General features: G+C 60.0%; 19 protein-coding genes. 4 read left to right on the forward strand and 15 right to left on the reverse strand.

The window, feature by feature from the left end; translation table 11 throughout:
- Window positions 1-114: 114 nt before the first annotated feature.
- The 9 genes from TQ39_RS11400 to TQ39_RS11440 all read right to left on the reverse strand — a co-directional run bounded on the left by TQ39_RS11400 (window position 115) and on the right by TQ39_RS11440 (window position 9,027).
- The gene (locus TQ39_RS11400) at window positions 115-1,098 is read right to left on the reverse strand and encodes a Gfo/Idh/MocA family protein (protein ID WP_050005607.1); all 984 of its coding nucleotides are present in this window, start codon (window positions 1,096-1,098) and stop codon (window positions 115-117) included.
- A gap of 416 nt (window positions 1,099-1,514) precedes the next feature.
- Window positions 1,515-2,159, reverse strand: a complete 645-nt coding sequence (gene plsY, locus TQ39_RS11405) for a glycerol-3-phosphate 1-O-acyltransferase PlsY (protein WP_009325430.1) — start codon at window positions 2,157-2,159, stop codon at window positions 1,515-1,517.
- Window positions 2,160-2,253: 94 nt separating this feature from the next.
- A complete protein-coding gene (gene der / locus TQ39_RS11410) occupies window positions 2,254-3,579 on the reverse strand; it encodes a ribosome biogenesis GTPase Der (RefSeq protein WP_050005608.1) in 1,326 nt (441 codons plus the stop codon).
- A 39-nt stretch (window positions 3,580-3,618) separates the two neighbouring features.
- Window positions 3,619-4,914, reverse strand: coding sequence for a DUF512 domain-containing protein (locus TQ39_RS11415; protein WP_050005609.1), 1,296 nt, complete (start codon window positions 4,912-4,914; stop codon window positions 3,619-3,621).
- Between the two features lie 70 nt (window positions 4,915-4,984).
- On the reverse strand, window positions 4,985-5,167 hold the full coding sequence (rpmF, locus tag TQ39_RS11420; RefSeq protein ID WP_009325427.1) for a 50S ribosomal protein L32: 183 nt from the start codon (window positions 5,165-5,167) through the stop codon (window positions 4,985-4,987).
- Between the two features lie 26 nt (window positions 5,168-5,193).
- On the reverse strand, window positions 5,194-5,688 hold the full coding sequence (locus TQ39_RS11425; protein ID WP_050005610.1) for a YceD family protein: 495 nt from the start codon (window positions 5,686-5,688) through the stop codon (window positions 5,194-5,196).
- Window positions 5,689-5,831: 143 nt separating this feature from the next.
- Window positions 5,832-6,236, reverse strand: a complete 405-nt coding sequence (locus TQ39_RS11430; protein WP_009325425.1) for a hypothetical protein — start codon at window positions 6,234-6,236, stop codon at window positions 5,832-5,834.
- A 38-nt stretch (window positions 6,237-6,274) separates the two neighbouring features.
- Complete coding sequence (locus TQ39_RS11435; protein WP_050005611.1) at window positions 6,275-7,609, reverse strand: glucose-6-phosphate isomerase; 1,335 nt, start codon at window positions 7,607-7,609, stop codon at window positions 6,275-6,277.
- A gap of 83 nt (window positions 7,610-7,692) precedes the next feature.
- Complete coding sequence (locus TQ39_RS11440) at window positions 7,693-9,027, reverse strand: D-alanyl-D-alanine carboxypeptidase family protein (RefSeq protein ID WP_050005612.1); 1,335 nt, start codon at window positions 9,025-9,027, stop codon at window positions 7,693-7,695.
- Window positions 9,028-9,213: 186 nt separating this feature from the next.
- Between TQ39_RS11440 and mtaB the strand changes: the two genes are divergently transcribed.
- Both mtaB and TQ39_RS11450 read left to right on the forward strand, forming a co-directional pair.
- Window positions 9,214-10,506: a tRNA (N(6)-L-threonylcarbamoyladenosine(37)-C(2))-methylthiotransferase MtaB gene (mtaB, locus tag TQ39_RS11445; protein ID WP_050005613.1), complete on the forward strand. Its 1,293-nt coding sequence runs from the start codon at window positions 9,214-9,216 to the stop codon at window positions 10,504-10,506.
- Window positions 10,507-10,715: 209 nt separating this feature from the next.
- Window positions 10,716-11,531 carry a C39 family peptidase gene (locus TQ39_RS11450; protein WP_050005614.1) on the forward strand — a complete coding sequence of 272 codons (816 nt, stop codon included), beginning with the start codon at window positions 10,716-10,718 and terminating at the stop codon, window positions 11,529-11,531.
- Between the two features lie 164 nt (window positions 11,532-11,695).
- Here TQ39_RS11450 and TQ39_RS11455 read toward each other — a convergent pair whose 3' ends face one another.
- The 6 genes from TQ39_RS11455 to TQ39_RS11480 all read right to left on the reverse strand — a co-directional run bounded on the left by TQ39_RS11455 (window position 11,696) and on the right by TQ39_RS11480 (window position 20,531).
- Window positions 11,696-13,585, reverse strand: a complete 1,890-nt coding sequence (locus tag TQ39_RS11455; RefSeq protein WP_050005615.1) for a glycosyltransferase — start codon at window positions 13,583-13,585, stop codon at window positions 11,696-11,698.
- Window positions 13,582-13,827 (reverse strand): DUF3006 domain-containing protein, encoded by a 246-nt coding sequence (locus tag TQ39_RS11460; protein ID WP_050005616.1) that lies wholly within the window; start codon window positions 13,825-13,827, stop codon window positions 13,582-13,584. The genes TQ39_RS11455 and TQ39_RS11460 overlap by 4 nt, the downstream gene beginning before the upstream one ends.
- Complete coding sequence (locus tag TQ39_RS11465) at window positions 13,827-14,822, reverse strand: ComEC/Rec2 family competence protein (protein WP_050005617.1); 996 nt, start codon at window positions 14,820-14,822, stop codon at window positions 13,827-13,829. Before TQ39_RS11465 ends, TQ39_RS11460 begins: the two co-directional genes overlap by 1 nt.
- Window positions 14,765-16,759 carry a YgiQ family radical SAM protein gene (locus TQ39_RS11470; protein ID WP_082052233.1) on the reverse strand — a complete coding sequence of 665 codons (1,995 nt, stop codon included), beginning with the start codon at window positions 16,757-16,759 and terminating at the stop codon, window positions 14,765-14,767. The genes TQ39_RS11465 and TQ39_RS11470 overlap by 58 nt, the downstream gene beginning before the upstream one ends.
- A 106-nt stretch (window positions 16,760-16,865) precedes the next feature.
- Window positions 16,866-19,529 carry an FtsK/SpoIIIE family DNA translocase gene (locus TQ39_RS11475; protein WP_050005658.1) on the reverse strand — a complete coding sequence of 888 codons (2,664 nt, stop codon included), beginning with the start codon at window positions 19,527-19,529 and terminating at the stop codon, window positions 16,866-16,868.
- Between the two features lie 207 nt (window positions 19,530-19,736).
- Window positions 19,737-20,531, reverse strand: a complete 795-nt coding sequence (locus TQ39_RS11480; protein ID WP_050005619.1) for a ClpP family protease — start codon at window positions 20,529-20,531, stop codon at window positions 19,737-19,739.
- A gap of 242 nt (window positions 20,532-20,773) precedes the next feature.
- On the opposite strand from TQ39_RS11480, the gene TQ39_RS11485 reads away from it, so the two are divergent.
- Window positions 20,774-22,705, forward strand: a complete 1,932-nt coding sequence (locus tag TQ39_RS11485) for an aconitate hydratase (protein ID WP_009325414.1) — start codon at window positions 20,774-20,776, stop codon at window positions 22,703-22,705.
- 78 nt (window positions 22,706-22,783) lie between these two features.
- Window positions 22,784-23,941 carry an isocitrate/isopropylmalate family dehydrogenase gene (locus TQ39_RS11490; protein WP_050005620.1) on the forward strand — a complete coding sequence of 386 codons (1,158 nt, stop codon included), beginning with the start codon at window positions 22,784-22,786 and terminating at the stop codon, window positions 23,939-23,941.
- Window positions 23,942-23,954: the final 13 nt, after the last annotated feature.

Genomic DNA, 23,954 nt, shown 5'->3' on the forward strand with positions numbered 1-23,954 from the left:
GCGCCAGCACAGGGGCGTGTGCCTTGCACACGCGCGGCCGCGCAAGCGGCAGCTTTGAGGTTATTATACCATATGTTTCCCCAGCGCTAAACTGTACCGTGTACTCCTGCTCTTTCAATTCTCCAGTAAAATCCTTAAATCTTCATATGCCTCGCGGATATCCGGCAGGTCTGCGGGAAGTATATCTCTGTTTTTAATCTCTTTGGCATAACGGTCAAAAAATGTTTCTTCAAACGGTATGACCGGGAAGTCTTTTTCCAAGCCGTTTCGCGTCGCCGTAATTACAGCTTTCCCCTCTCGTATTTCATTCCGGAACAGCCACCCTTGGTCAGTGACCATAAAGCACTGATCAATGTGTTCCCTGTCGTTTTTTGCGCTGTCATATACAGCAAGCTCCGCTGCCCATGTGATGAAAAGATGCGCCGAAGCCCCCTGCTCAAAATCCACCTTTAAAAACTGTGTATCATCACATGCAAGCGAGTGTGTGTGGTCATCTGAAAAGAAGGCCCTTCCCACAACCCTCCGGCCCATCAAATAGCGCGCCGCATTCAAATTATGCAGCATAGCGTCCATGAATGGGCCACCATTTTTTTGGGGGTCCGTGGCCCAGCGGTTCCACGTAGGATAGTGGTGGAGCCAATCCTGCTTGTAAAGCGCCAGCTTACCGAATTCTCCTCCTGAAAATATTTCTTTATAAGCTTCAATAACCGGATTATTGGTTCTGCGATAAATCACACCACACCGCACCCCCGCCTGCTCCACCGCCTCGGTCATTTCCCGTGCGTCTGAAAGGTCCGCAGCCAACGGTTTTGTGGCAACGATCTGCTTTCCGGCTTTCGCCGCCGCCAGAACATATTCTTTCCGTACAAACGGCGGCACAAACACACACACTACATCTATCTCCGGATCGTTTATAATCGCCTCCGGGCTGTCTGCCGCCTTCGCGCCGAAAATCTCCGCATACCGTTCCGCATTTGCGCTGTTCACCGGAGAATACAACAGCTTCACCTCGACTTGCCGGCTGCTGAGCAAATCGGCAGCGCGCAACCGCAAAAAGTCCCCGCAGCCGATAATTCCGATTCTAAGCTTTCCGCTCATCTTTGACTATCCCCGTTTCCTATAATTTTCCCTATCGCTTTTCTCCGATATTGCTCTACCGTTTACTATACAACACCTGTACCCTTTTGTAAAATCAAAGCGCACAGACGGAAAACTCCGTCTGTGCGCTTTGATCCAGCTTGCCGAAAAAGCTTCGCTTTTGCGCCAAGCTGCCTACGAACAGGGCCTTTGGCCCCGTTCGCCGCGCACGGCGCGGGGTCATTTTAAATGAAAAAGGGGTTCACCACCCCTTTTTCAAGCTTTTTCCCCGGACTCTTCTTTTCCTTCTTTGCCTTTTTCGACAGTCTGAATCAAAGCGCACAGACGGAAAACTCCGTCTGTGCGCTTTGATCGTCTTATAAAATCAGCGTTGCCAAGCTCCTGCAGTGAATCTGCCGGATGACAAAAGCCCGTCTTTATTTTTTCTTCCGCCCGAACTTGTATTCCGTCCCGTTTTTAATGCGCTGGATATTGCTCCGGTGCAGCCATATAACCAATCCGCCGATGACCGCCGCGCAGCAAGTGGTAAGCACGACGTCGCGCCCAGCCACAAAATGAAAGTACAGAAATGTAACGGCGGGATACGCCGCCGCGCAGCAGATGCTTGCCAGAGAAACCATTTTGCTGCACAGGAACACGATAAAAAACACCGCCAACAAAGGCAAAATAAGCACCGGCTTGATGGCAATGATCGTGCCCGTGGCCACAGACACAGCCTTGCCGCCCTTGAAGCCGAAATATACCGGGTACACATGCCCCAGAACCGCACAAAACGCCGCGATATAGGCACCGTAGATAGGGTCTGCCGCCGTAAACGCACCGAACGCCCATTTCGCCAGCAGCACCGCCAGGATACCTTTTCCGATATCGCCCACAATGGTGAGCGCCGCCGCGCCTTTTCCAAAGGTGCGCAGCACATTGGTCATACCCGCGTTGCCGGAGCCGAAGGTGCGGATGTCCTTGTGATACAAAAGCCTTGTCACGATAATGGAAAAGCTCAGAGAGCCAAGCAGATACGCGGCGGCAGCACATGCCGCGCCGCACAGCACGGTTTGCAGCATCGGTAATCCCTCCTGTATTCAGCGCCGGGCACACCGCCCGCCGCCTTTGTTCCGGCGTGCCGCGCGGCACGCTCTTCCGGCCCTGTACGGGCAGCTACACCTTTTCCCCGCGCTCGCGGATAACGATGCGCACGGGCGTCCCCTCCAGGCCGAAGGTCTCGCGGATCTGATTCTCGATATAACGCGCGTAAGAAAAATGGAACAGCTGCTTGGAGTTGCAGAAGCAGACGAACGTGGGCGGGCGCGTGGCGATCTGGGTCATGTAGTAGATCTTCAGGCGTTTGCCTTTGTCGCTGGGCGGCTGCACGCGCGCCGTAGCCCGGGCCAACAGATCGTTCAGCATGCCCGTGGTCACGCGCATGGCGTTCTGGCTGTCCACAAACTTGATCAGCTCGAACAAACGGTCCACACGCTGGCCCGTTTTTGCCGAAATGAAGATGATGGGTGCGTAAGACATAAAGCTGAAATCGTTCATCAGCTTTTTGCGCTGTACATCCATGGTCTTATCGTCTTTCTCCACCGCGTCCCATTTGTTGACGGCAATGATGCACGCCTTGCCCTGCTCGTGGGCGAAGCCCGCCACCTTAGAATCCTGCTCGGTAAAGCCCTCTGTGGCGTCGATCATGATGACACACACCTTGGCGCGCTCCACGGCCGCCAGACTGCGCAGCACGCTGTACCGCTCCACGCCGTCCTCCACTTTGCCGCGTTTGCGCAGGCCGGCAGTGTCGATAAACGTAAATTTGCCGTACCGGTTGTCCACATCACTGTCCACCGCGTCCCGGGTGGTGCCCGCCTCGTTGGCGACGATCATGCGTTCCTCGCCCAGGATATGGTTGACCAGGCTGGACTTGCCTACGTTGGGGCGGCCGATGACCGCCACACCGATGCGCTCGTCCTCATCCTCTCCATCTTCATTTTCAGGCAGGCAGGCGCACACCGCTTCCAGCAGGTCGCCCGTGCCGTGGCCGTGCACCGAGGAAACCGGATACGGTTCGCCGATGCCCAACGAATAAAAGTCATACAGTTCCATGGGCGGCTCGCCCACACCGTCTACCTTGTTTACCACAAGGCACACAGGCTTGCCGCTGCGCATGAGCATGGCCGCGATGTCCTGATCCTGCGCGGTGACGCCGCTGCGAATGTCCGTCACAAACAGGATGGCGTCCGCAGTATCGATGGCGAGCTGCGCCTGCCCGCGCATATGACGCAGCAGCACGTCGTCCGCTTTTGGCTCGATGCCGCCGGTATCGATGAGCAGAAAACGGTGGTCCTGCCATTCGCAGTTGCCGTACAGGCGGTCCCGCGTGACGCCGGGAGTGTCTTCGACAATTGCCAGCCTCTGGCCTACCAGCTTATTGAACAATGTGGATTTGCCGACATTCGGCCGCCCCACGATGGCTACGATGGGTTTTCCCATAGGTCTTCCTTTCTTTTGTATCAGGCTTCCGCAGTTTTCTCACTTCAGCAGGGCTTTCAGCAGCTCCCCGCCGTTCTGCGGCAGGATGCGCACGCGCACGCCCAACGCCTTTTCCAGCTGCTTGACAGTAACGTCGTCCAGGAATTTGTCCTTTTCCTCCCGCAGCATCACCTCGGGGATGCCCAGCGTATGGCTGCGCAGCTTCCCTTTCAGCTGTGCGATCAGGTCTGTGCCGGTGATGAGGCCCGCAACGCTGACGTTCCCGCCGAAAAAATCGTTCCGGATGCAGTGGACCGTCACCTTTACGTTGCGGTGCAGGCTCTGGAGCGTATCCGCCAGCATGCGGATGAGCGGATAGGCCAGCGTACCCGTGGCCACATCGATGGCGCGCGGCAGCAGCGTATGCTTTTGGTCCGGCAGCGCGTTCATGAACTCATCGTGCAGCAAGCGCCACATGCCTACGCCATTCTCCAGCTGTACATAATCATCGTAATATTCATCCGGCGGGATGGGCCTGCCCGCCAACAGAAACCATTCATCGCCGGGATACACCACGCGCACGCCGTACTGCCGCTTATATTTTTCACCGTACTCTTCAAGGATATCCAGCACCTCACAGGCGCTCTCCCTGTCGTACGGCTCCAACGGATACAGGCCGTCGCGGTAGCGTGTCAGGCCCGTGGGCACGGCCGCGATGCTGCGCACCGCCGGGTACAGGCCGCCCAGCTTTTCCAGGCTTTTGCGCAGGTGCCCGCCATCGTTGACGCCGCGGCACATCACAAGCTGGCAGTTCATCTCAATGCCCGCTCCGGCAAACTCGTCGATGTATTTCAGCACCTCGCCCGCGTGCCTGTTCGTCATCATTTTCACACGCAGCTCCGGTTCCACGGTATGCACGGAAATGTTGATGGGCGAGATGTGCATTTTTTTGATACGCTCCACTTCGTGGGCGTTCAGGTTCGTCAGCGTGATATAATTGCCGAACAGAAAAGACAGACGCTCGTCGTCGTCCTTGAAATACAGCGTCTCCCGCAGGCCGCTGGGGAGCTGGTCGATGAAGCAGAACATGCATTTGTTGCGGCAGGAGTGCTTTTTGTCGATGAGGTAGCTCTCGAAAGTGCACCCTAACGGCGCATACTCATCCTTTTCCACACAAACATATTCCAGCTTCGCGCCCCGCACCAGGGCCAGCTCCAGCTTCGGGCCGGAGGAAAAGAACTCATAGTCCAGCATATCGTTGATCTCGTTGCCGTCGATGGACAGCAGCGTGGCGCCGGCAAGGCCCGCCTGCTCTGCAGGGGTACCCCTGTCCGCGCCCGTGATCTTTACCGCCATGTGCCCGCCTCCTTCTGCGGCAAAAATAAAAAGGAGAAGGATCGCTCCCTCTCCTTTTGCGGGAAGCTGATTACGCTTCCTTTTTGACGATTTCCTTGCCCTTGTAGTAGCCGCAATTGCCGCATACCTGGTGGGGAAGTTTGTATTCGCCGCACTGCGTGCACTTTGTCAGCGTGGGGGCGGTAAGCTTCCACACAGAGGAGCGCCGTTTATCACGTCTTGCCTTGGAAACCTTTCTCTTGGGTACTGCCACTATAAGCACCTCCTCATGATGTGAATCTAATCGTTGAGCAGTTGTTTCAATATAGAAAGCCTTTCGTCCACGGAACCGCTGGTTTCATGCCTGCAAGAGCATGGTTTTCGGTTGCCGCAAACCGGGCACAGCCCTGCACAATCGTCGCTGCAAAGCAGCACGGTGGGCACTTCGAGCACAAGCTCGGTGTACGCAAGCTCTCTTACGTCCAGCTTGCCGTCGGGCGTAAAGCTAAGCTCCGCATCCGGGTCGCTCAGATCCGCCTCGCGCACGCAATATGTCTTTATGACATGGAACCGCCGCGTACGTTCCTCCAGACACCGCGCACAGGCAAACGCCACATCCGCGGTGATATCCAGCGCGATCTCAAGCATCCGCCCCTGAAGCGTTGCAGTGATGCGCGCCTCCACCGTGCCCGGCACTGTATATCCCGGGAAATCTTCTTCGGAGAGATCCAGTTCCAGCGCTGCGGTGACAGGCTCGTCATACGTACCGAAAATCTTTTTGATGTCAAGCAGCATGATGAGCCTCCTCAAAGGTCGCCTAGTTATTATACCCATAATATGGGGGCTTGTCAAGACCATTTGCACAAAAACTTGCGTCGAATCTCACAGGAACAGGGGGCGCGGCCTGCCGCGCCCCCTGCCCTTGATGGCGTTTATTCTTATGCGTATTTTTTGACGCTCTCAGGCAGGACGTCCATGTCCGCCGACACGGTGACAACGACCTTTACGCCGTCGCCCGCAAGCACGTTCAGTTCGTCCAGCAGCTTGCCGAGGCCATCCAGATCGTGGTTGCCCAGCTTCAGCACGCCGTCCAGGTAGACCTCCACAATGTCGTAGTTGCCTGCCAGGATGCCGGCGATAAAGCCGTACAGCATGTCGTAACCGGAAATTTTATACTCGTCAACGTCGATCAGGCGCGCCGCGTGGTCAATATCATACGTGAGCTTCATGGATTTTTCAATGCATACAATATTGCCGGGGGTGGTTTTCGCGGAATCGTTGATCATGTCGATCATCTTTTTCGTTTTGCCGGAGCCTTTGCCACCAACAATCAATTGAATCATAGGAATAGCCTCCTTTATTTTAACACCGTCCGGTGTGATTAACGAAGTTTCGCCTCAAGCTCTGCTTTCTGGGCCTCGTAGCCGGGTTTGCCGAGCAGGGCGAACATGTTTTTCTTGTAGCTTTCCACGCCGGGCTGGTTAAAGGGGTTTACCCCAAGCATATAACCGCTGATGGCGCAGGCTTTCTCAAAGAAATAAATCAGATAGCCAAGGTCGGCCTCCGTCAGGCTGTCGACCTCCAGAATGATGTTGGGCACGCCGCCGTCGGTGTGGGCCAGAATGGTGCCCTCCATCGCCTTGCGGTTCACCACGCTCATATCCTGCCCGGCCAGGAAATCCAGGCCGTCGAAGTTGTCTGCGCTTTTTTCAATGTACAAATCGCGCTGAGGCTGTTTGATATCCACCACCGTCTCGAACATGATGCGCGCGCCGTCCTGCACGAACTGACCCATGGAATGCAAATCGGTGGAAAAAATAACGCTGGCGGGGAACAGGCCCTTCTGGTCCTTGCCCTCGCTCTCGCCGAAAAGCTGTTTGTACCACTCGTTCATCATCGTGAAGTTCGGCTCATAGCAAGCCATCAGTTCCACGCTCTTTCCCTTGCGGTACAGGATATTGCGCGCCGCAGCATAGCGGTAGCACTCATTCTGCGTGCTGCACACGGCCAGTTCCTCCCGTGCTTTGGCGGCGCCCGCCATCAGCGCGTCGATGTCGCAGCCCGCGGCGGCGATGGGCAGCAGGCCTACAGCCGTCAGCACCGAATAGCGGCCGCCCACATCGTCCGGCACAACGAATGTTTCGTAGCCCTCGTCTGCGGAAAGTTCTTTCAGCGTGCCGCGCGCCTTGTCCGTTGTGGCGTAGATACGGCCTTTCGCTCCGTCCTTACCGTACTTTTTCTCCAGCAGGGCCTTGAAGATGCGGAACGCCAGCGCCGGCTCGGTCGTGGTGCCGGATTTGGAAATGACGTTCACGGAAATATCCTTGCCTTCGCAGGCATCCAGCACGCTCTGCAGATAGGCGGGGCTGATGGAATTGCCCACATAAAAAATCTGCGGCGTTCCCTTGCAGGTGTTGTTGTAAAGCGTTCCCTTCAGCGCTTCAATGGCGGCGCGGGCGCCCAGATAGCTGCCGCCGATTCCGATGACGACGAGCACGTCGCTGTCGGACTGGATCTTTGCCGCAGCCTTTTTGATGCGGGCGAATTCTTCTTTATCATAATCCACCGGCAGATCCATCCAGCCCAGAAAATCGCTGCCGGGGCCGGTCTTGCCGTGCAACGTTTCGTGTGCCAGGCTGACCTGCGGGAAAATCGCGTCGAATTCATCGTCCGCGACGAATTTTGCAAGGTGTCTGCCATTCATTTTGACACTCATTGAAAGCGCCTCCAACCATTCGTTTGATATATACTAAATATATAGGATAGGGCGGCGGGTGTCAAGCCGATATTGTGTATTTTCTACAATGTAAACAGCGCTTTTGTAAGAAGTGACAAGGCCGTGCCCCAGTCCATCTGCGGTACTTCGCTGCGGGTGGTGACGGGATATTCACCCAGTATTTCTTCCCCCGCCTTCAGCGTTACGGAAGCCACCTGCGTGCCTGCCGCCACAGGTGCGTCCAGCTTTTCCGGAAGCACAACGGCCGCCGTCAGCGTCTGGCCCTCGCCTTTTTTCAGCAGCATCTTTTCCGGCACGGTGTAATCCAGCGCCACCTGCTGTTCCACGCCGCCCGTCACACGCAGCGTGTCCGCACGCCCGGCGATCTGGGGAAATGCGCCGGCTTCAAACGTGGCGAAGCCATAATCCAGCATTGCCGTGGCGGATGCAAAACGCTCCTTGCTGGAGGGAGAGCCCAGCACCACGGCCAGCAGGCCCATACCGCCCCGTACCGCACTGGCCGAGATGCACACTCCCGCGCCGTTGGTGGTGCCCGTTTTGAGGCCTGTGATCCCCGCATAGCTCTTAAGCATTTTATTGGTGTTGGTGAGCTGCGTCTCGCCGCCCCGCAGCGTATCCATCCAGATTCCGGAATATTCCAGTATTTTGGGATGGCGCAGCAGCGCCAGAGACATGGCGGCCACGTCCCGCGCGCTGGAATAATGCCCCTCGGCGTCGAGGCCGCAGGCGTTTACAAAACGGGTATGCGTCATGCCCAGCTCCGCCGCGCGGGCGTTCATCATTTCGGCGAACACCGGCTCGGAGCCGCCCACAAATTCCGCCACGGCAACGGCCGCGTCGTTGGCGCTGCACACGCAGATGGCCTTGATAAGCTCATCCAGAGTGAACTGCTCGCCCGGCTCCAGCCAGATCTGGCTGCCGCCCATATTAAAAGCATGCTCACTGATGGGTACGATATCCGTCATGGAAATCTTCCCCGCCTCCACTGCCTCCAGTGTGAGCAGCAGCGTCATGATCTTGGTGATAGACGCCATGGGCACCTCGGCATCCGGCTCTTTTTCATACAGGATGTCGCCGGTGTCGATGGAAATGAGGATCGCGTTGCGGCACGGGATATCCAACTGCGGTTTTGCGAAGCGCGGGTTTTCCTGCACCGACGTGGCAATGGTTTCGTGCGGGTTGGCCGCGCCGGTCCCCGCGGCGCTGTCCTGTTGTGCGGCGTCCGCGCCGGGCAGCGTTGTTTCCTCCTGTGCGCCGTCCTGCGCGGATACTGCTGCGGGCAGATCCTCGGGCGGCTCCTCCGCTGTGGCCAGCGCCGCAGGGGCAAAGCACGAAAAGGCAAGCGCGGCCAGCAAAACGACTGCCGGCAGCCGCATCCCATTTTTCCGTTCCATCATAACCATCCTCCTCAGTTTCGCGGTCTTTCAATCATCTATATGAAACATGCACGCCCCGCATGCGTGGATGTCCGCACTGCTCTTGTGATTTCGGCGCGGTTTTTGTATAATAGCTTCATGACCGCCGCTCCAAAACGCCGGGAAACCGCCCTGCGTTTCGGGCGCGGCCTGATCTGAGGTGAAATTTTGAAGGTTGCATTTTATACGCTGGGCTGCAAGGTGAACCAAAACGAAACGGGCGCGCTGGCCCAGCTTTTTTATGAAAACGGCTTCGAGCCCGCGCCGGACGGCGGGGAAGCGGATGTGTACATCGTGAACAGCTGCACCGTGACGGCGGGCGGCGACAAAAAAAGCCGCCAGTGGCTGCGCCGCGCCAAGCGGCGGAACCCCGGCGCGGTGACCGTGCTGACGGGCTGCTTTCCTCAGGCCTTTCCCGGGGAAGCGCTGGCTGTAGAGGAAGCGGACATCATCACAGGCTCCGGCGCGCGCCGCCGCGTGCTGGACAACGTGCTGCGCTTTTTGCAGGAGGGCGGCCGTATTGTGGACATTGCGCCCCATGAAAAATCCGAACGCTTCGAGGAGCTTCCCATGGAACGTCTGGAGGGGCATACCCGTGCCTTCATGAAAATAGAGGACGGCTGCAACCGGCGCTGTGCCTACTGTGTCATTCCGCGCGCCCGGGGCAGCGTGCGCAGCCGCGCCGAGGAAAGCATCCTCGGCGAGCTGGCCGCACTGGCAAAGGGCGGATACGCCGAAGTGGTGTTTTCCGGCATCAACCTCTCCAGCTACGGCCGGGACACCGGAACAGACCTGGCCGAGATCGTGGAAAAGGCGGCGCAGGTGCCGGGCATCCGCCGCATTCGCCTGGGGAGCCTGGAGCCTGACCTTATGACGGAAGAAATGATCGCCCGCATGGCACGCGTTCCGGCTTTGTGCCCTCAATTCCACCTTTCGCTGCAAAGCGGCTGCGACGCCACGCTGCGGCGCATGCGCCGCATTTACGACACCGCGGGCTACCGCGCAGTGGTGGAAAAGCTGCGGGCCGCGTTCCCGGGCGCGTCTTTCACCACGGACGTCATCGTGGGATTCCCCGGCGAGACCGAGACGGATTTTGAGGAGAGCGCGGCCTTTGTCCGTGAGATTGGCTTTTTGAAGGTGCATGTGTTCAGTTTTTCCCGCCGGGCCGGCACGCCCGCTTACGATATGCCGGACCAGATAGACGAAGCAGAAAAAGCGCGCCGCAGCCACCGGCTGCAGGCCGAGGCGGACGCTGTGCGCGCTCGAGTCATCGCCGGAATGGAGGGATGTCCTGTCGAGGTGCTGCTGGAAAAGCCGGTGAACAACACGCTGTTCACCGGGTACACCCGGGAGTATGTCCCCGTCCTGCTGAAGGCCCCCGGGCACAGACAGGGCGGCATCGTGCACGCGGTGCTGGGCGCGTTCGACGGCACGCGCTGCACCGCAGCTCTGGCCGAATGAGCGCCGCCGTTTTCAATCAGAATGCCGCAGCCCCGCCCCGCGCATTTCGGGCGGGGCTTTTCTGTGCCCGTGAATACTGAAGATCTGTGAAAAAATGTGGAAATCCCCCGCGCTTGCTTGTGCGCCGCCGTTTTTTGTATTATGTTAAAAGGAAGGCCCCCGCGCCGCACTGCGGCGGACGGACGGCCACGGAAAGGAGGGTGCGCGGCATGCGCGCCGGAATAAAATCCATTCTGCTCATACTGGCCTGTGCCGTGCTGTTCGGCGCCGGGTTTCGTCCCCGCCCCCTGCCCGCCGCCGCTTATGCCGCGACGGGATATTCCTTCGCAGGAGCATTGCGCGCCTGGAAAGAATCTCTGGGTCCGCCTCTGCCGGAGGCCGTTCTGCTGGACGTCCCCGTTTTTTACCAGTGGCCCGAAATGCCCAACGGCTGCGAAGCCACCGCGCTGACAATGCTGCTGCAATATTATGGATTTGCCGCCGATAAGCTCTCCGTTGCATACGATTATATCCCCCGCTCGGACTTCACCTACACCTGGTTTTCCACCTACGGGCCGGACCCTGCCTCCGCCTACGCAGGCGATCCGGCGCTGTTCGGCTTTTACTGCCTGGCCCCTGCCGTGGCCGAAGGAGCAAACCGTTATCTTGCGGAACAGGACAGCACGCTGCGCGCGGTGGATATCAGCAGCGCGGACGGTTACGTGCTCCGAAGGAGCATCGCTCAGGGACGGCCGGTGGTGGTCTGGGCGACCATCGGCTTTGAGCCCTTGGTGTACAGCGATTATTCCTGGCGGCTGTATTCAGACAGCTCCGTCTACCATCCCTACAAAAACCTGCACTGTCTTGTGGTATGCGGCTACGACGCGGACTATTTTTATATCCGCGATCCGTTATACGGCGCGCTGCAGATCGAATGCGGCACCTTCCTGCTGCGCTACGCGGAAATGGAACGCCGTGCAGTCGTGCTCAGCGAAGCGCCGCCGGATGCGTCCGCTCTGTATCCGGGAGGCGCAAGGCTCTCGTAAGCCCCACTGTAAAAACAAAAACGAAAAGCGTCCGGCTGCTTTGACGGAACACCGCCAAAGCAGCCGGACGCTTGATTTTCCAGCGCTGCAAATAAAACCTTTTCCTGATGTCTACAGCCCCGGGACAGCCCGCATGCCCGAAACCGCCATCCGGCCGCTTCACTTCATTCCGCGTCCAACGCAGGTTCCCCTACGGCCAAAGGAGGCGTTTCGCCGCGTTCCAAAGCAAGCATAGCTGCTTCGGCCCGCAGCTGCAGATCCCGCGCGGCCTGTTTTTTCGGCAGCGATGCATCCGCGTACAGCGGCGCGCCGATGCGCAGCGTAAAACAGGGCTTTTTGCGCCACGCCCAAAGGCCACGGGCCGGACGCCGGCACAGCATCATGGGCACCACCGGACAGCCTGCACGCACCGCGGTGGTAAACGCACCCGGATGGAACGCCCGCAGGCCTTCATGGTACGGCACCAGCATGCCCTCCGGGTAAAAATGCACGAAAGCGCCGCCGCGGATACGCGCTTCCATGCCGCGCTCCAGCGCCGCCATTCCGTGGATATCATCCGGCAGCGGCACGCCTCCGCAGAAGCGGATGAGCCAGCCTGTAAATGGCTTTTGCAGGTTGGACGCCAAACTGATAAACCACAGCCTGTAGGGAAACAGCGCCACCTTTGCCATGGTGCAATCCAGCGGATGAACATGGTTCATTATGCTGACCGCACCGCCCTGCACGGCGTCGAGATTTTCCCGGCCTTCGATCCTGGCGCCCAGCCAAAGGCGGTCCAGCAGCCACAGGATGGGAGAAAGCAGCGTGGTGAACAGCCAGAACAACAGCGTGCGCACTGTACCGCCCTGACAGAAATTGCGCCGGATGGCCTCGCAGCTGGGGCTTGTGCAGCGCCGCCAGCGGCTGAGGGGCACCTTGCGGTAGCCTTTGCGCCGCTTGTCCCGGATCGCCGAGGCGTACATCTCCTCGGCGCGGGCCACACAGGCTTCCACACGATTCTCATCCTGCCGGAGCGCGTACTGTTCGGCATAAGCGCGTTTTTCCTCCGGATGCTCCACCCAGTAATCGATCCTGCGCGCAAGATCATCCGCGTCGCCCGCACGGAACAGGCTCTCCGCGCACAGCGCGAACTGGCCGGTGGCGGAAAGCGGCGAATCCGAGATGACCGGCACCAGCCCGCAGGCCAGCGCCTCCATACAGCTGATACCCTCGATCTCGGCGTCGGAGGCATGGACGTAAAGGTCGCACATATTGATGAGCCGGCGCAGCTCGTCCTGGCCGTAGAAGCCGAACACGGGCGGATGCGCCAGCCCCGCGGCAAGCTTGCGGTATGCCTTTTCCTTAGGGCCCTTGCCCGCAAATACCAGCTGGAGCCTGTCTGCATATTTGCTGCGTTTCGCAGCCTCTATGATCAGATCCTGCCGTTTTTCGCCGGAAAGGCGGCCGATCATCAAAATCGTGAACCTTCCCTCCAGCTCCGGTGCGCGCGGCACCTGCGCGGGGCGGAACGCGTCCGCAACACCGTTGGAGATGACCCACAGCTTCGCGCCGTAGCCATGGCTCTCCAGCTGCCGGGCGATAAAAGCGCTGGGACAGTGGATATGGTCGAACCGGTTGTAAAACACCTTGTAGAACCACCAGTACAGGAAATCATTCACGCGCCTGTTTTTGCCCAAAAAAATGCTGGAGGTGATATTCTCCGGCTGCACGTGAAAGGCCGCCACTGTGGGAATGCCCATCTGGCGGGCCAGTTCCTCCCCCCTGCGGCAAAAGCGGAACGGCATATAAAAGTGCACGATATCGGCGTCCTTGAAGGCCGTGTAATATGCCTCTTCATCGGGCTTCGCAAAGCACATGCCCTGGCTTTCGATGAGCTTCTGGAACACCGGGATACGGTGCACCGGAGCGCATATCTTGCCCTCGCACGGCGCGCCGCCCGCAAGAATGACAACCTCGTGCCCGCGCCTGCGCAGCTGGCCCGCAAAGCGCCGCGCCGTCACAGTGGTGCCGTTGTTTGAATCGTCGAACTGGTCGATCACCAAAACAATTTTCATTCAGAGCCTCCATTGCCCGGGGCGTTTTTACGCTCCAATATCTGCTGCAAAAGCAGTGCGGCGCGCGCTTTGCGCCGCTTTGTTTCCTCCGGCGCGGCACTCCATACGCCATCCCTCTGCTCCAGCACATCCCCCTGCGCCGCACCGGGCGGCAGGTCTGCCGCAGGCACGAACGCACTGCCGCCCGCGTCATCCACCAGACGCGCCGTTCCGTTTTCCAACGCGTCCACAGAATAATACATCACGCCGCCTCCTGTCTGCTTACGGCCATCTGCAAGACCCCCGCCTTGTCTACATACGCAATGATTGTTCCCTCCGTATCGGTACGGTAGACCTGCGCCCCCACATTTGCAAACGCGGCCAGCGCCTCGCTGTGGGGATGTCCGTAGGAATTGCCCGCTCCGCAGGAGACCACAACGGCCTGCGGGCGCACCGCATCCAGAAATGCCTGGGTATTGGACGTGGACGAGCCGTGATGCGCCGCTTTGAAAACATCCGCATGTACATCCGCGCCGCTTGCCAGCACCGCGTCCTCCACGGCCTTTTCGCCGTCGCCGCTGGACAGGCAGCGCAGGCCCGGCGCCTCAAACAGCGTCACCAGAGAGATATCGTTGAGATTTTCCGCGGCCACACCGTCGCCCAGCACCGTGAGCGTCCCTTCTCCCAGCGGGAACACATCTCCCGCGCGGGCCGTCACAGTGGGGATCTGCTTTTCCCGGATGGCGTCCAGCAGATTCAGGAAGGTGGATGTAGTGGGCATCGGCGCTTTTGCAAAATCCGGCAGCACGGCCCTGTCCACAGGGAACGCATCCAGCACGGCCTGCATGCCGCCTATATGGTCCGCATGGGGATGCGTCATCACCAGCAGGTCCAGCTTTGCAACGCCTGCGGCCTGCAAGTACGCCATCAGCCCGTCCGCTGCTTCCCGCTCGCCTGCGTCAATGAGTGCGAATGCGCCGTTCTGTTCCAGCAGAACAGCGTCTCCCTGCCCCACGTCGATAAAATGTACTTTTGTAGCCGCGCCCGCCGCTTCCTCCGGCAGATGCGGCACGGGCGCTGCTACGCCGAACCAGCTGTACAGCTGCTGCCAGGTGGGCAGCGCACCGCCGTTTTCCTCACTGAGGCTGATAACGGCTGCCAACAGCACCAGCGCCGCGACAATGCCGCACAGCACCGCCGTCAGCGCTTTTTCAAATTTTTCCTTCCGCTGTTTTTTCTTTCTCCTGCTTGCCGCCATGTGCCTGCTCCTTTATCTGGTCTGCCTGCCGTGCGCGCACCGTTTGTGCCGCCGCCATGCCGCTGCGCACCGCCCGCAGGCTGCGGGCGCGCCGCGCTGCACGGCCGTGTGCCCGCGCTTTTCCCAGCCCCGCGCCCGCCGCACAAAAGCGGGATCAGGTCCTCCCGATGAGCCAGCTGCAGCGCCTTGCGCACCCGCGGCGTGTTCTTCGGCTCGTAATATTGCAGCAGCGCGCGCTGCATGGCCTTTTCCTCCGGCGTTTTCGCCACATACACCGGCTTGAGCGTGTACGGGTCCAGCCCGGTGTAGAACATGCAGGTGGACACCGTGCCCGGCGTGGGATAAAAATCCTGCACCTGCTCCGGCCTGATGTTGTTTTTATACAGATATTCAGCCAGCGTCACCGCGTCCCGCAGTGTACTTCCCGGATGGCTGCTCATCAGGTAGGGCACCAGATATTGTTTCTTTCCCGCCTGCTTCGTCAGCTCATAGAACCGCTTGGAAAATTTGTTGTACACCTCGATGGGCGGCTTTCCCATATAACGCAGCGTATCCGGCGCGCAGTGCTCGGGCGCCACCTTCAGCTGCCCGCTCACATGATGCTCCACCAGCTCTTTGAAAAAGCTCTCGTCTTTATCGCGAATGAGGTAATCGTAGCGGATGCCGCTGCGGATGAACACCTTTTTCACACCCGGCAGTGCGCGCAGCCTGCGCAGGATGCCCAGATATTCCCTGTGGTCCACGATGATCTTGCCGCAGGGCTGCGGCGCCAGACAGTGCTTGCCGCCCGCGCACATCCCGTTTTTCATCTGCTCTTTGCAGCTGGGCAGGCGGAAGTTTGCAGTGGGGCCGCCCACGTCATGAATGTACCCCTTGAAACCCGGCGCATGCGTCATGGCCTCGGCCTCGCGCACCACGCTGTCCGCGCTGCGCGAGGTGACCCTGCGCCCCTGATGGAGCTGGATGGCGCAGAAATTACAGCCGCCGAAGCAGCCGCGGTTATGGATGATGGAAAATTCCACCTCTTCAATGGCAGGCACGCCGCCCAGCGCTTCGTAGGAGGGATGATAGCGCCGCGTAAAGGGAAGCGCATACACGGCGTCCAGCTCCCGCCGGGTGAGCGGCGCCGCCGGGATGTTCTGCACCAGATACCGCTCCGATTGTTTTTGCACCACGGGCTTGCCCGAGACAACGTCCTGGTTGTCCATCTGGATGCGGCAGGCTCTGGCATATGCCGTCTTGTCCGCGCGCACTTTGGCAAAAGAGGCGCACTCCACATAAGACGCGGGCAGACCGGCGAAATCCGTCAGATAACAGGTCCCCGCAACGCCGGTGATCTCCTCCACCGGCTCCCCGGCCGCCAGTCTCCGTGCAATCTCCGCCGTCTGGCGTTCCCCCATGCCGAAGGAAACGATATCCGCCCCGCTGCTCTCGACGATGCTGGGCAGCACATCATCCAGCCAATAGTCGTAGTGGGCAAAGCGGCGAAGCGACGCCTCCAACCCTCCCAGAATGACCGGAAGATCCGGGTAAGCCTGCTTTGCCAGCTGCGTGTAAACGGTGGCGCTGCGGTCCGGCCGCTTGCCTGCCGCACCGCCCGGTGTGTATTCGTCCTGGGCGCGGCGGATCTTTGCCACCGAATAGTGCGCCACCATACTGTCCACATTGCCGCCGCCGATGAAAAACCCGTAGCGGGGACGGCCGAACTCCTTCATGCTTTCGCAGGTGGTGAAATCCGGCTGGGAAAGAACGCCCACGCGGTAACCTTCGGCCTCCAGCAGACGCGAAATAATGGCCGCGCCGAAGCTGGGGTGGTCCACATAGGCGTCCCCCGTTACCAGCACGAAATCCACGTCCCGCCATCCCCTGGCAAGCATATCGGCTTTGCAGACAGGCAGAAACTCCTCCGCAGCCGGATTTTTTGTATTCTCACTCATAAAACGATCCTTTTCCGTTTCCGTATTCACTGTGCTTTCCAAAATCCCGGCGGACAAAACCGCAAATGCAGGGCGGACCAGTCCGCCCTGCATCCGGTATCTCCTGTCAGACCTCCGGCGTCGAATCCGACGCCTGCTGCATCGTCATCTCGATCCACTGCTGGCGGGTGATGAGCACCTGCCGCGGCTTCGAGCCTTCGTACGGGCCGATGATGTGCAGCTGTTCCATCTCGTCCATGATGCGGGCCGCCCGGGCGTAGCCCAGCTTGCAGCGCCGCTGCAAAAGACTTGTAGACGCCTGTCCCGCGTCGATAACGACCTCCACGGCTGTTTTGAGCATCGGGTCCTGGCTGTCGTCCTCGTCCCCGCTGTCGCCCGCGCCCTTTTCAGGTACCGCGCGCTTGTCCATCTCCTGGATCATCTCCTCGCTGTAATCAGCGGAAGAGTGCTTTTTGATGAAGTTCAACACGTCGCTGATCTCTTCGTCGCGCACATAAGTCCCCTGGATGCGGACGGGCTTGCTTGCGCCGACAGGCATGAACAGCATGTCGCCCATGCCCAGCAGCTTTTCCGCGCCGCCCGCGTCCAGAATGGTGCGGCTGTCGATCTGGCTGCTGACGGCGAAAGCGATGCGGCTGGGGATATTGGCCTTGATAAGGCCCGTGATGACGTCCACCGAGGGGCGCTGCGTGGCCACGATAAGGTGCATGCCCGCCGCACGCGCTTTCTGGGCAATGCGGCAGATATAGTCCTCCACTTCCTTGCCGGCCACCATCATCAGGTCGGCCAGCTCATCGATGACGATGGCGATGTAGGGCAGTTTCTCCATGCCCTCCGTCTCTGCGGCCATGCGGTTATAGCTCTTGATGTCGCGCACGTTGGTCTCCGCGAACAGGTGGTAACGCTTTTCCATTTCGCCCACGGCCGCGCCAAGCGCGCCCGCAGCCTTCCGCGGTTCAGTGACGACGGGCATCAGCAGGTGCGGGATGCCGTTATACTCGGCCAGCTCCACCACCTTGGGGTCGATCATAATGAGTTTCAGATCCTCAGGAGAGGATTTGTACAAAAAGCTCATAACAATGGCGTTGATGCACACGGATTTGCCGCTGCCCGTGCTGCCTGCGATGAGCAGATGCGGCATCTTGGTCAGGTCCGCCACCTGGCATGCGCCCGCAATGTCTTTACCCAAGGCCAGCGTAAGCGGCGAAGCGCTTTTGGTGAATACGGGCGATTCCAGAATGCTGCGGATGCTGACGGATGTGGAGTTGCGGTTGGGCACCTCGATCCCCACGGCCGCCTTGCCCGGGATGGGCGCTTCGATGCGAACGCCCGCCGTAGCAAGGTTGAGCGCGATGTCATCCGCCAGGCCCGTGATGCGGCTGATCTTTACGCCCGCAAGAGGCTGCAGCTCGTACCGGGTGACAGACGGCCCGCGGCTGATATCCATCATACGCGTCTGTACGCCGAAGCTGGACAGTGTTTTCACCAGCAGATCCGCGTTGTGTGTCAGCTCCTCTTCCACGCCCTTTTCATCCGTGGGCTGCTGCTTGCGGAAAAGGCTCAGAGGAGGATAAGCGTAGCCCGTCTCGCCTTCGCCCGCGGCGGGCGCTATGGTAAGCTGGTCGTTGGCATCCACCACAAGCTCCGGCGCGGGGCCCGCCGCCTTTTTCACAAGGCTCGCCAGCGCGTCTTCCGCGCTCTCCTGCACAGGGGGCTCCTGCTGCGGCTGCACGGGCGCGGAGGCTTCTTCCTCCTGCGGTACAGTGCGGCTGCCCGCCGCGGCGGTGTACCCCCCGGGCGCGGCCGCCGCAGGAGCGGACGGCGCGGGGACGCCCGCGGGCGCCGCCGTGCGTGGCTGACGCGGTTTGCCGGGATACATGCCGAAGGTCCCGCCGGGACCAATGATAGGCTTCTCGTCCTCTTTCAGTTCAGTACTGCTGACAGCCTCGCCGCCAATGTCGATATCAATGGCCGCACGGCGTTTGCGTCCGCTGCGCGCGGCTTCGTAGGCCGCTGCATCCATGTCGAAGGGCGGGACATCGTCCCCGGCGGGCAGCGGATGCCGCCGCGCTTCTTCCTCAGCCGCAAGGCGGGCCTGCTCGGCCTCCTGTGCGCGCGCTTCGCGCAGCTGGGCACGTGCATCGGCGCGCCGGTCCATGGAATCCTTCATGCGGCCCGCATGGCCGGAGAAGAAGTACCAGATATCCGCAGGCGTGACGCCTGTGAACAGCATCAGACCCATCAGCATGAAGATTACAATGAGGATATTTGCCCCCGGGCGGCCGCACAGCAGCAGCAGCGTCCAGCCGAACACCGCGCCCAGCATGCCGCCGCCGAGCCCCCATTCCGACGCGCCGGTGCTGCGCAGCACCGCCATGCCCTCCCAGAAGCCCAGGCCCGTGAGGTCTGTTTTTGAAAAAATAAGGAACGTGCCGCACACCAGCATCAGCACCAGAAGCGCCTTTGCCAGCTTGCCTTTCACCGGGCGCTCACAGGCCACCAATACGGCAATGTATAAAAGCATAGGCGCCAGCACATAACTGCCCACGCCGAACACGCCGAACAGGATGTTCGTGCGCACCCAGTTCCACACCGACGCGCCCGGGACCACGATCAGCGCGAACACCAGCACGCCGATGCCAAACAGCAGTATGCTCCACCTGGCGTTCATATCGGGCTTCGGCTTCGCACGCCGCCTGCCCCCGCGCTGGCCGGAGCCGCGCGTATTCGTCTTTGTATTTGTTTTTCTTGCCCTGTTTGTCGATGCCATAGCTTGTCCGATACCCCTGTATGTACCCGGCGCGGCCCAAACGCCCCGCCGGATGGATTTTTTCATGCGCCGCACGCATGGCTTTTGCGCATTTTTGCACACTGATACTTGTACATTGTACCACCAAACGCTCCGCTTGTACAGTTGGAACCGTTGCGGCTGCATGCTTTTGCACGCCCTTGCGGCAGGCCCGCACGGGTCTTGGCATCATTTCCCGGCACTGTGCGCGCGCGGCGCACGGCGCGGCTTTCCTCCGGCTTTCCGCTGCTCCGGCGCGCCGTCGCGCGGGGCTTCGATGGCGCGGTACAAATAATGCAGCGCGTCGCCCAAACCGCCCAGCTCATCGATGAGGCCTTCCGCCACAGCTGTTTCTCCATCCACCACGCTGCCCATGTCCATCACCAGCTCACCCGTGTGCATCATCAATTCGGTGAAACGCGTCTCGCTGATATGGGAATGGCCCGCCACAAAGCCCGTAATGCGCTGCTGCATCTGCTCGAAATAGCGCATGGTCTGGGGCACCCCCAGCACCAGGCCCGAGTGACGCACCGGGTGCACCGTCATGGTGGCCGTGGGCACGATGAAGCTGCGCCGTGCCGATACAGCAAGCGGAATGCCGATGGAATGCCCGCCGCCCAGCACCAGCGTGGCGCTGGGCTTCGTGATGCCGCTGATGAGCTCCGCCAGCGCCAGGCCCGCCTCCACATCGCCGCCCACCGTGTTCAGGATGACGAGCAGCCCCTCCACTTCCGGGTCTTCTTCAATGGAAACGAGCTGTGGAATGACATGCTCGTACTTGGTGGTCTTTTGCGTCTGAGGCGCGATGGAATGTCCCTCGATCTGCCCGATGACCGTCAGGCAATGGATGGCATGCCTTCCCTTTGTGCGCAGCACAGAGCCTGTCTCCAGTATATAATCCTTTTCAAAGCGTGCTTTGTCGGTTTCCGCCTCTGTTTCCTCGCTGTCCTGCGGCTGCGCTTTTGTTTTCGTATCGCTGTTCATGGTCTCCCGCCTTTCGCTTTTTCCCTTATGTTTCCCTGCCGCGCCGTGTTTTATCGCCTTTCCGCGCAAAAATAGTAATGCATTTTATTTTTGCCTTACACGGTGCGGCGCACCCGTTTTTCACAGCCGTTTCATTGACAATAACTTATCAAACAGGTATTATAAATAAGTATATAACCATACTGTGCATATGCGCCCGCGCGGCGGGCGGCAGCGCAGGAAAACTGGAGAGGGGTTTTGGAATGGGACAGACCATCGCACAGAAGATCATCGCCGCACACCTCGTTGACGGCAAAATGGAGCCGGGCTGCGAGGTGGGCCTGCGCATCGACCAGACACTCACACAGGACGCCACGGGCACCATGGCATATCTGGAATATGAGGCCATGGGGATCCCCCGTGTGCGCACGGAGCTTTCCGTCGCTTATATCGACCACAACACGCTGCAAAGCGGCTTTATGAACGCCGACGACCACCGTTTCATCCGCACCATCGCCAAAAAGATCGGCGTGCGCTACTCCCGCCCGGGCAACGGCATCTGCCATCAGGTGCATCTGGAACGCTTCGCCAAACCCGGCAAAACGCTCATCGGCTCCGACAGCCACACGCCTACGGCGGGCGGCATCGGTAGCCTTGCCATGGGTGCGGGCGGTCTGGACGTGGCCGTGGCCATGGGCGGCGGCGCGTATTATATCCCCTATCCAAAAGCGACGCTGGTAAAGCTTTCCGGCGCGCTGCGCCCCATGGTGAGCGCCAAGGACGTCATCCTTGAGGTGCTGCGTGTGATGAGCGTAAAGGGCGGTGTGGGCAAAATCGTGGAATACGGCGGCGAGGGCGTAAAAAACCTGACGGTGCCCCAGCGCGCCACCATCACCAATATGGGCGCGGAGTTGGGCGCTACAACCTCCATTTTTCCAAGCGACGAAGTCACCCATGCCTTTCTGAAGGCGCAGGGGCGCGAAGAGGATTATATGCCGCTGGCCGCCGACGCGGACGCCGTGTACGACGAGGTCATTGAGATCGACCTTTCCGCGCTGGAGCCTCTGGCCGCGTGCCCGCACAGCCCGGACAATGTGAAGCCCGTGCGCAGCCTTTCCATGACGAAGGTAGACCAGGTGTGCATCGGCAGCTGCACCAACTCCAGCTATGCGGATCTGATGACCGTGGCCGAGATCCTGAAGGGCAAAACGGTATCTCCCGAAGTGAGCCTTGCCATTGCGCCGGGCAGCCGCCAGGTGCTGGCAATGCTGAGCGCGAACGGTGCGCTCACCGCCCTGCTGGACGCGGGCGCGCGCATTCTGGAAAGCGCCTGCGGCCCCTGCATCGGCATGGGCCAAAGCCCCAACTCCGCGGGCGTTTCCCTGCGCACGTTCAACCGCAACTTCGAGGGCCGCAGCGGAACGCGGGACGCCGGCGTATACCTTGTAAGCCCTGAAACGGCGGCTGTGAGCTGCCTGACGGGGTATATCACCGACCCCACCTCCGTGCCTGCGGCCGCGCCCGTCGCCATGCCGGAGGCCTTTCCCATCAACGACAACATGGTGGATCTGCCCGCCTCTGAGGACGAATATGAAAGCGTCGAGGTGCTGCGCGGGCCGAATATCAAGCCCCTGCCCGTGGCGCAGCCTCTGACAGACACAATGGAGCTGCCCTGCCTGCTGAAGGTGGGCGACAATATCACCACGGACCATATCATGCCCGCCGGCAGCAAGATCCTGCCTTACCGCAGCAATATCCCGCATCTGGCAAACTACTGCTTTGAAGTGTGCGACCCCGAATTCCCCGCGCGCGCCATGGCGGCAGAGGGCGGCTTTATCGTGGGAGGCGCCAACTATGGCCAGGGCTCCAGCCGTGAGCACGCGGCGCTGGTGCCGCTGTATCTGGGCATCCGCGCGGTCGTCACCGTCAGCTTTGCGCGCATCCATAAGGCGAACCTGGTGAACGCGGGCATCCTGCCGCTGGAATTCGAGAATGCCGCAGATTATGAAAAGATCTCCCTGGGAGACACGCTGGAGCTTTCCGGCGTGATCGCGGGCATCGAAAACGGCGCGGTAACGCTGACGAACAAGACCACGGGCTGCGTCATCCCCCTGCGCTGCGACATCAGCGCGCGCCAGGCGCAAATCATCCGCGCGGGAGGCCTTTTGAACTACACCCGCGAAAAAAACCGGTAAACACCGGCATTTCCGCGCCGCACCGCCTTTCGCGGCATGCGCGGCGGCAAAAAATAAACGACAACGGAGGCACGCAAATTGGAAAACATCACTGCTGCAAAAGAAAAATTCGGCGCGCTGATCGAGGCGCAGAAAAAACGGGTGGCCGCCATGCGGGCACAGGGAGATTTTGTGGATTACGCGGCACTGCCGCAGATCGTCATCGGCGTATGCGGCGGCGACGGCATCGGCCCGACCATTACGCATGAGGCCGAGCGCGTGCTGCGCTTCCTTTTAAAGGACGAGGTAGAAAAGGGCAAGGTGACGTTCAAAGAGATCGACGGCCTGACCATCGAGAACCGCGCCGCCCACATGAAAGCCATCCCCGACGACGTGCTGGCCGAACTGAAGGCCTGCCACGTCATCCTGAAAGGGCCTACCACCACCCCCCGCGCAGGCGACGAATGGCCCAACATCGAAAGCGCCAACGTTGCCATGCGCAAGGAGCTGGATCTGTTCGCCAACGTACGGCCCGTGAAGGTGCCCGAGGAAGGCATCGACTGGACGTTCTTCCGTGAGAACACTGAGGGCGCGTACACCCTGGGCAGCTGCGGCTTCGAGACCGAGGACGGCATCTCTGTGGATTTCACCATCACTACCACTGACGGCACGCAGCGCATTGCAGAGCTTGCGTATGATTTTGCCAGGAAAAACCACAAAACCCGCGTGTCCATCGTTACCAAAGCCAACATCATCAAGGCCACGGACGGCAAGTTTTTGAAGCTCTGCCAGGCCGTGGGGGAAAAATACCCTGAAATCACCACGGACGACTGGTATATCGACATCATGACGGCCAAGCTGGTGGACAAAAAGCGCCGCACCGATTTTCAGGTGTTCGTGCTGCCCAACCTGTACGGCGACATCATCACTGACGAAGCGGCCGAATTCCAGGGCGGCGTAGGCACGGCGGGCAGCGGCAACATCGGCAAGCGCTACGCCATGTTTGAGGCCATTCACGGCTCGGCGCCGCGCATGGTGAAGGAGGGACGCGCCCAGTATGCGGACCCGTGCAGCATGCTGCGCGCCAGCGTGATGCTGCTGTCCCACATCGGCTACCAGGCCCAGGCGGACAAACTCACCGCCGCGCTGGACAAATGCATGTTCACGGAAAAGGCGCTCACCGTCACGGGCCGCGACACCGGCTGCACCTGCACCGAGTTCGGCGATTACGTGATGCGCACCATCGAGACCCTTTAATTTAGACGAAAAG

Origin of the sequence: Ruthenibacterium lactatiformans (assembly GCF_000949455.1) — a bacterium.
GTDB classification, from domain to species: Bacteria; Bacillota; Clostridia; order Oscillospirales; family Ruminococcaceae; genus Ruthenibacterium; species Ruthenibacterium lactatiformans.